Here is a 5468-nt window from a genome sequence, read left to right as displayed (position 1 = left end):
GCCGTACCGAGCGGCCTCCGCCGCATGCAGCGCAACTGCCACCTCCATGCGGGCGCCGAGCAATTCCGGCGCCGCCCGCGGATCGGACTGCGACGCCTGGCGCAGCGCGGCGAAGGCGACCCGAAGATGCTGCAAGCGGGTCGAAGGGGCGGTCACAGCGGCCTCCGGTCAATCAAAGGAACGTGTTCCTGATCTTCGGACCCGCGCTCACCCTGAGCCCGGATTTTGCGCATTTTTCGAATTCCTGAATCTGGACTTCCCTTGCGCTGATCGAGAGAGATTCTGTGCGGAAATCGGCCCGGCCAACGATGGTGACGGCAACCGGCTTCGGGAGGCGGCTTCGCCGCGCCGAACCGGCTCGATCCCGAACCCGAAACCCGGAATTTCGAACCCGAAAAATGCGCGAAATCCGGGCTCAGGGTGAGCGCGCCGGCCCCGAACGAAAACACGGTCCCTTGAGGTGGGGGGGCCTTCGGGCCTCCGACCCATCACGCCACCTCGGCATAGCTGGACAGGATGCGGCGCTGGTCCAGAGCGGGCAGCTTCTCGAATGCGGCCGATGCGGCTGCGAGCGTGTCCTCGTCGGGATCGATCTCGGCCAGCAGGAGCGCATAACGACAGGCTTCCCCGCGCGGGCCGGTCAGCAGCTTCACCGCAAGCCGGAGGCATCGGAGACGAGCTTTCACCTCCAGCCGATCCAAGCCGGGCAGGAATGGTCCCCATGTCATGATCGTCAGCCCTCGATGTCGTTCGGATCGATCCGCGAAGGCGGAGGGACAAACGGGACAAACGGGACAAACGTCCCGCTTGTCGGGTGTCCGGGACGGGACAGACGGGACATAGTGTCTTAGGCACTGTCCCGTTTGTCCCCCCGGATGTGGTGTTTGTCAGGTGTCTTGGCCGTCGCCGTCATCGGCGAGCCAAAGATGGTCGACGCCCATGACCTCGCGGGAGATGACGAGGCCGCGATCGCGGGCTGTTCGCAATGCCCGGCCGTAGGCTTTCTTCTTCGCCTCAGCGCGCTTCTCTTGGGTGTCCCCGTCCACCGGATAAGCCGCCACGAACTCGGTGCGAACCCGGCTCTCCGGGACGGCCAGCACTTCAGGTCCTTCCGAGCCGAAGGGCCGAATGCGCTTGCCATCCTCGGCCAGGGCGACGCCGATGGCGGACCGGAAGACCTTGAGGGATGTTGGCCAGCGGTCCCGCTCCTTCGCGGGCATGTCCTTCGTCTCGCGATCCAACTGCCATTCGATGACGCAGGTCGTGATGGCTTCGCCCTCGTCGTCCTGCCCGATATCGACGATCTTCGGCAGGTAGGGGATTTCGTAGCCGGTCTTGGCGCCGCGGACCTTCCGCACGGCCAGCCGGGTATTGCTGACGGTGCCGGCGAGATCGCGCTCGGCCAGGGCCGCGAGCATGACGTCAACGCCCGCATCCTTGCCCGACGATCCGCGCGTGCCGGTTTCCACCGCCTTCCCGAAATGGTCGACGCCGAGCACGAAGGCGCCCGTCGCCTTGCTGAGGTCGTTCAGGGCGCTGATGACTTTCTGCGCCTCCGCCGCCGAGTTCTCGTCCTCGAAGCGCGCGCCCGCGGCGACGGTGTCGATGATGATGAGGGCGAGCGGCAGATCCCATTCGCGCCGCAGGCCATCGACCGCGGCTTAGGCTGTCGCAATGAGGATCGGGGTCGATGCCACGTCCAGGAGGCGGGGGCATTCGTCGATCCAGGCGATCGGCAGGTGATCCGGGTTCAGGCCGGCGCCGAGCTGGACGATTTCGATCCGCCGCTCTGCGACGATGCCCTTGAGGCGGATCGGTATCTCGAAGGCGCCTTCCGGGGCGATGAAGAGCACGCCGCCGCGCCGAACGATGCGCCGGCCGGCGAAGGGCAGGCCCGTCATGACGGAAGCGCCGAGATCCAGCCCGAGAAAGGTCTTGTACGTTCCCCATTGGCCGGAAAGCAGCCCGCAGCCGGTCTCGAAGACGAGGTTGCGGACGAGCCAGGCGCGATCGGGCTGGCCGTCATCCTCGCCATGCCAATGCAGCTTGATCGGCTCCGGCGGACGCCGCGGTTGCTCCGACTGATTGCCGGTCGATCCGGGGCCGGCGCTCTTCTCGCGGGCCTTGCCGAAGCACCGTTCGATCTCTCGCCGAAGCCGACCCTTGTACTTCGCCGCGATGCCTTCCGGATGTTGCTCGAGGAGCCGCTCGATGTCGTCGACCGACCATCCGCGATCCTTCAGCCATCCGACCGCATGCATGAACTGGTCGGATCGATCTCCCTCCGCCGCGCCGTATCGGACAAGGCGGTCAAGCTCGTCAGGAAGGTCCGTCTCGGCCCAATCGCTGAAGGTCGATTGCGCCGATGGCTCCTCGTCCTTCGCATCGAGCCGGGCGACCACATCGTCGATGATCGGGTCGATATCGACCAGCTCGCCGGCGGCACCGTCCAACTGGTCGCCGGTGACGACGATGTATCTTGTCGCGCGCCGATAGGTTTCCACCCGGCCGGACGTCCCGGGCCATGCCTGATTGCGATGGACGTATTCGCCGCGGCCGTAGCCGATGATGCGAACGCCCGTGCCGCTCACCGTGACCTCGGCATAGCTCCCGCATTGGTCGATCAGGGTCCATGCCCACGGCTCGATCCTGCCGGTTTGCGCATCCCGGCAGTCGTCGATGTCGAAGGCCGCGATCTCCGAATCGTGCAGCATGAAGCCGATGCCATGGGCAAGGCCAGCCTCCACGGCCGCGGAGGCGACCTCATACGAACCCCACGTCTCCGCCCCGTTGCTGCGAGCTTTCCGAGAGGGGGCTGCGGCCTGATACGGGACCTTGGTCTTCTTGCCCTTGTCCGTCGTCTCCCAACGCCACACGACCCAGCGGTGATGTATCGTCAGCGGGACGAGGGCCGCCGGCAACATCGAGGCGGTTGTCGCGGCCATCGCGTCACTCCCGCGCCTTCGACGGGAGCACCGTCGCCAAGGACTGCTCGATCTTCTTCGTCAGCAGGTTGCCGGCGCGGGCGCGCTCATAGAGCCATCGGCATTCGGCCTCGCCGACGTCCGTGTCGTTGCCGGCGGGCCCGGTGAAGAACAGCTTCACGCGGACGCCCGGAATGATCTGATGCACGACGGCGAACCATGCATCGCCGGAGAAGGGTTCCCCGGAGGTCCGGCTCGCCAACGCCGCTTCGGCCCGGCCGGCAAGGCGAAGCCGGTGTCGGCGTTCGGTGTGGCGAGCAAAGAAGCGGCGGTCGCCCTCGATGACCGCTTCCTCTTCGGGCGACAGGACGTGTTCGGGTTCGTCAGCGCTTGGGTCCATTTCCAGCCCTTCGGACATCAAAAAAGGGCCTCCGAGGGCCCTGTTCTCGCGGCTTGCGAGCCGCCTGAAAACGAGGTGTCGATTCAGCTTTCGGCGCGACGCGCCTGCTCAAGCTCTTTCACGATCGGGATCGCGGCGCGCATGTAGGCCGCCATCTTCCGCGAGACGTAGGCGAGGCCGATGGCGTCGCCTATCGCGGCATAGCGCATGCCGATCTCCGTCAGCATGCAGATGCTCCACATGAATTCGTGGACGAATTCGAGCGGCGCGGCGGTACCATAGTCAGGCGAAGGTCTGGCTTTGCTCATTGCGCTCATATCATCTCTTGATATAGCTTGGAACAGACAAGTCGTTTCTGTTACATTTGCGGGAGGACGGGAGTGGCCGATCAATATAATCGCTGTCCGGCGGTAGACTGATCAAGAATTGATATATGGATTGGTGGCATACACAACGATTTAATTAAAATAACACGGGATCAGTTCGAATACTCAGATCCAATAATCAATGGACCGATTTATTGTGAGAGTTCAGCTCGCGGTGAAGATTTCGCAGCTATAGCATACGGCCGCAACGGTGATCTTGTTCGCCTTTATGGCATCAGCGAGATCGACGCCGGGCCCGGCAAGAAGGCTGAGATACCCGTTGTTTGCGAGGTTTTCTTCCACACTGTGATTCAACGAATCACGGCCTAGCGCGGCGGGGTTGATGTAATGGGGGGGCAACACCCGGAAAAAGACCAGCGGTTTTGCTGGGATGGAAGCACGTGGCGTGCCTCGCAACAGGTCCTAGACGTTAGGCCGCCTGCAACTTGCGAGAGAGCAACTCTTCCCAACATAGCCGATGGTCGCGTGCACACCTGAGCGGCCCGTCCGTAAAGCATTTGCCTTTTGCGGGCACGGTCAGCGGCACGGCGGAGGACATCATCGATCCCTGTCGCAAGTTCGCGACGTCTCTCCGGCTCCCGCGTCATGCGAACAGGGGTGGGGAGAGGTTGCCACTCGGCAGAATAATCCAGGGTCGCAAGGGCATGTTCCACAGGAGAACATGCCCCGGCTACGGTCACCGACACCGCCTCAGTCATGGCGCCGAGGATGTGCGCCATGACCTGCTTTCGGATGTCGGCGCGCGCTCACGGCTCGCCCTCTATGATCGGATAGGGCCCGAACGCCGCCAGCTCGCGCGCCTGAGCCATGGCTCGATCAAGGTCCGGCCACCACCCCATGCAGGCATGGCTCCCGTCGCCGAGCACATAGTCGACGCCGTAGATTGGGGCCTGCCACTCCTTCGACATGCCGGCCCAAACCTCGACATGATCGATGTCGTTCGGGTTCACGGCGCGCTGGCGCGGCCGGAAGGAAATGACCTCGCTCATCGGCCGTCTTCCGTCTTCCCGAGCATGCCGAGGGCCTGTGCCCGGGCCTGCGCCTCGATGAGGGCCGCGATGATCTCGCCAAGGCTTTCGGGCTTCACGGCTACGCCTTTTGGCGTCGGCACAAGGTCCTGGCCATTGTCGGCATAGACCCGCAGATCGATCATCCGCCTCCCGCGGAACTCGCGGATGGCCACGCGGAATTGCTCGCGCGCGTTCTTCCGAACCGTCGCGATCTCGACGTCGTCCATGGTTCACCTGTGAATGGGAAAGGGTTGCGACCGTCCCGGGCTTGTCCGCAATGCTGCGGCCTCACCGGCCGGCGGGGCGCGGAGCCCGGGTTCCCGCTATTGGACGGGTCGCGGCGCCCTCAGGAGGTGCCCCGCATTCGTCCTCATCGGCATCCCGGCCAGCCACGCCCGAGACGCACAAGGGTTCGCATTCGCGAAACCGGGAGCCGATGAAGCTCGGTGATCGAATAGGAAGGCAGCGGGATTTCGGATCGTCTTGTCACGTCAACCTAAAATCGCCGAGACCAAAAAACGCGCGAAATCCGGGGGCAGTTGGCCCGCACCGGCATCGAACGAAAACACGTTCCTTGAAATGCCCCCGTTGGTTGTCATGCGGCGAGGATCTTCCCGCCCTCGACGAGGCATTGGCGCGCCACTGTGGCGCGCTTGCGCGCATATTCCGCTCGGCGAGAACGAGGGTTTCTATCGCTCCTCCGCCCCGCCTCGCTCCGCCATCGCAGCCGCTTCGCGCTCGGCGAGCC

General features: G+C 64.3%; 6 protein-coding genes and 1 pseudogene. All 7 read right to left on the bottom strand.

Features of this window, described 5'->3' with window-relative positions; genetic code table 11:
* Nucleotides 1-488 precede the first annotated feature (488 nt).
* The 7 genes and pseudogenes from PKD06_RS18065 to PKD06_RS18035 all read right to left on the bottom strand — a co-directional run bounded on the left by PKD06_RS18065 (nucleotide 489) and on the right by PKD06_RS18035 (nucleotide 4947).
* The gene (locus tag PKD06_RS18065) at nucleotides 489-686 is read right to left on the bottom strand and encodes a hypothetical protein (protein WP_324382588.1); all 198 of its coding nucleotides are present in this window, start codon (nucleotides 684-686) and stop codon (nucleotides 489-491) included.
* Nucleotides 687-887: 201 nt separating this feature from the next.
* Entirely contained in the window at nucleotides 888-1499 is a 612-nt protein-coding gene (locus PKD06_RS18060; RefSeq protein WP_324382590.1) for a hypothetical protein, read from the bottom strand.
* 30 nt (nucleotides 1500-1529) lie between these two features.
* Nucleotides 1530-2714: pseudogene (locus PKD06_RS18775) on the bottom strand (AAA family ATPase); the annotation flags it as partial.
* Between the two features lie 235 nt (nucleotides 2715-2949).
* Complete coding sequence (locus tag PKD06_RS18050; protein ID WP_324382586.1) at nucleotides 2950-3342, bottom strand: hypothetical protein; 393 nt, start codon at nucleotides 3340-3342, stop codon at nucleotides 2950-2952.
* Nucleotides 3343-3407: 65 nt separating this feature from the next.
* Nucleotides 3408-3641 (bottom strand): hypothetical protein, encoded by a 234-nt coding sequence (locus PKD06_RS18045; RefSeq protein ID WP_324382584.1) that lies wholly within the window; start codon nucleotides 3639-3641, stop codon nucleotides 3408-3410.
* A gap of 815 nt (nucleotides 3642-4456) precedes the next feature.
* Entirely contained in the window at nucleotides 4457-4699 is a 243-nt protein-coding gene (locus PKD06_RS18040) for a hypothetical protein (protein WP_324382582.1), read from the bottom strand.
* The gene (locus PKD06_RS18035; RefSeq protein WP_324382580.1) at nucleotides 4696-4947 is read right to left on the bottom strand and encodes a transcriptional coactivator p15/PC4 family protein; all 252 of its coding nucleotides are present in this window, start codon (nucleotides 4945-4947) and stop codon (nucleotides 4696-4698) included. The genes PKD06_RS18040 and PKD06_RS18035 overlap by 4 nt, the downstream gene beginning before the upstream one ends.
* Nucleotides 4948-5468 lie beyond the last annotated feature (521 nt).

Source organism: Enterovirga sp., from assembly GCF_035325185.1.
Lineage (GTDB): Bacteria > Pseudomonadota > Alphaproteobacteria > Rhizobiales > Beijerinckiaceae > Enterovirga.
Note: the sequence above shows the minus strand (reverse complement) of the source record. Positions and strands in the feature narration are given on the sequence as shown.

What these genes read in the sequence shown, in the direction of transcription:
- PKD06_RS18050 (WP_324382586.1), bottom strand. Translation starts at nt 3,342, where the DNA reads ATGTCCGAAGGGCTGGAAATGGACCCAAGCGCTGACGAACCCGAACAC.
- PKD06_RS18045 (WP_324382584.1), bottom strand. Translation starts at nt 3,641, where the DNA reads ATGAGCGCAATGAGCAAAGCCAGACCTTCGCCTGACTATGGTACCGCC.
- PKD06_RS18040 (WP_324382582.1), bottom strand. Translation starts at nt 4,699, where the DNA reads ATGAGCGAGGTCATTTCCTTCCGGCCGCGCCAGCGCGCCGTGAACCCG.
- PKD06_RS18035 (WP_324382580.1), bottom strand. Translation starts at nt 4,947, where the DNA reads ATGGACGACGTCGAGATCGCGACGGTTCGGAAGAACGCGCGCGAGCAA.